This window comes from Chamaesiphon sp. VAR_69_metabat_338 (assembly GCF_031423935.1).
Lineage (GTDB): Bacteria > Cyanobacteriota > Cyanobacteriia > Cyanobacteriales > Chamaesiphonaceae > Chamaesiphon.
In genome coordinates this window covers 1-2,544 of sequence record NZ_JANPGM010000435.1, presented here as the reverse complement: position 1 = coordinate 2,544, position 2,544 = coordinate 1, and the positions used below count along the sequence as shown (strand labels likewise).

Below are 2,544 nucleotides of genomic sequence, written 5' to 3'. Positions count from 1 at the left end.
GCCGACGACAGTAATGGTGCTGCCGGTGGTGGCTGTTCTCACCGAGCCAAAATCAACTAAATACACTTGCCCTGGACTGTTGCCGCTTCTGTCTCCGAGTAAAATATTACTCGGCTTGATATCTCGATGAATTATGGCAGGTTGGCGACTGTGGAGATAATTGAGAATGGTGAGTAATTGCTTGGCGATCGCAATTAAATCTTCTTCGCTAAAAGTCCGCCCCGCATCGAGCCAATTTTGTAAGGATCTGGCTTCGATATAAGTTTGCACCAGCACAAAGCCCTTGCCGAGTTCGGTATCGACATCAAACCAGTCGAGATATTTGGGGATGGCAGGCAGATCGATCGATTTGAGTACTTCCGCTTCACGTTCAAATAGCTTCAGATCGTCCCAAGTGAAATCCACACCAAATAAGAGCAACTTGAGAATCACAGATCGATCTGTCTGCAAATCCCGCGCCAAAAATGTCCTTCTCCCAGTCTGACGACCGATTAAAGATTGAATTTGATATCGATCGCCTAACACCCGATTTGCTAGTAGTTCCATGGCTAACTAGATCTGAGATTGTAATTGTTCGCACCAACGATCTCCGCTGCTGTGTCTATTACTATTGGGACGCTCGATCGAAAATATGCATAGAATCCATTTGAGATCTCTAAGATTCACGATCGTGCGTCGCTGACAGGAAAACACACCCTATTCCACAATGATAAATTGAGAGTAGGGTGTGTTACTGCGGAGCATAACGCACCAATTCTATGGCGATCGTCTAGAGCTTAAAAGATTTCAAATGGGTTCTATAAAGAGATTGAATTATTTATAAACCGAACCCATATAGTTTCCCCATAATTGAGCGGCTTGCGCGCTGCTGCCTTTGGTTGGTGAATTATCATCATTGCCCAACCAGACGCCCGTGGTGACATTTTTAGCGGGAATAAAGCCGATAAACCAGAGATCGACGTTATCATTGGTGGTGCCGGTTTTACCGACTTCTCCTAGTCCGATCGCGGCATTTTTGCCAGTACCATTGGTGACGACCCCCCGCATCATCGTCGTCAGGGTATCCGCAACACTAGCTGCTAAGACTCGCTTCGACTGAGGGTCTTTGGTGGCATCGTACATCACCCGACACTTGTCAATTTGTTTGAGACTGCAATTGCTCGTATCATAAACGCGTTTGATGACGCGGGGGCGGTGCCAGATGCCGCGATCGGCAACGGCATTATACGCACCAGTCATTTCGAGCACATTCATGACGCTCTGACCCAAAACTAGAGCGGGTACTTCGTCCTGTGGGGATTTGACGCCCATTTTTCTGGCAGTTTCCATGACTTTAGGTAAGCCGATATCTCTGGCGACGCGCAGGGCGATCGCATTTTCGGAGAGGGTAAACCCCGTATACATATTGGCGGCTCCTGACGCGCCATGATTGCAACCCGGAAAGGTTCTACCCCCCCATGCGAGCGGGTCGCAGGAATAGGTCTTTCCCGGCGAGATGCCGCCCTCGATCGCGGCTGCATATCCAAATAGTTTAAATGTCGATCCGGGCTGGCGTTGGGCGTCTACAGCGCGATTGAATTGACTTTTTTGATAATTGATACCGCCGACCATCGCTTTGACGATGCCGGTATCCCGATCGAGGGTAACGATGCTACCTTGGGAAAATCGATAGCTACTACCCGCCGCCGCCACACTTTGGCGCAGGGCGGTTTCGGCTTTAGCTTGCATGTTCAGATCTAAGCCAGTCTCGATCGCAAAATTCCCTTCTTTGGCCGTCTCTACTCCCAAAATCTCTTGAAGTTCCTCAAACACATAGGTATAGAGATAGGGAGCCTTGGTATTGCTAGTCGGCGTGCAAGCTTCCTCGCGATAGTTGAGGGTCGATCTGCGGGCTTCTCTCGCTTCAGCTTGGGTGATGACGCCGGTTTCGAGCATTCGCGTCAGGACTAAATTCCGCCGTTCGATCGCTCTGGTGCCTTTGCGTCCCTGTTTGTCTTCGACACAGGGATTGAACATATTTGGCCCTGGTAAAATGCCGACTAACATGGCAGATTCGGGGAGGGTGAGATCGCGGGCGGATTTGCCGAGATAGTGTTGCGCGGCATCTTCAAATCCGTGAGCATCTTCGCCTAAGAAGACGCGATTGAGATAGGTGAGTAAGATTTTATCTTTGCTATAGGTAGCCTCCAATTTGAGGGCGACGACGGCTTCGCGCATTTTGCGCGGCAGATTGTCCTCGCTGCCCACATACGATCGAAATAAACTCCGCGCGACTTGCTGGGTGAGCGTACTCGCACCTTGAGTCAGTTTCCCTTTTTGGCGGGAGACGACCAGCGCGCGCCCCACACCCCACGGATCGACACCAAAATGCCAATAAAAGCGACTATCTTCGGAGGCAATGAGGGCTTTAGGCAGGTAGGGCGAAAAATCGGTCAATGTGGCGAGATCCTTATGTGCGCCGACTTTGGGCGGACGCAGGGGTTCTTCCATCCCTTCGGCATAGACCATTACGGGGCCATTGGCATCTGGTAAGGGGTTGACGTT

At 50.5% G+C, this 2,544-nt stretch carries 2 protein-coding genes; both read right to left on the bottom strand.

Features of this window, described 5'->3' with window-relative positions:
• A partial coding sequence (locus RMO84_RS12030; protein ID WP_310488697.1) for a protein kinase domain-containing protein occupies window positions 1-546 on the bottom strand: 546 nt, incomplete at its 3' end.
• A gap of 267 nt (window positions 547-813) precedes the next feature.
• On the bottom strand, window positions 814-2,544 hold a 1,731-nt coding region (locus RMO84_RS12025; RefSeq protein WP_310488696.1), incomplete at its 5' end, for a transglycosylase domain-containing protein.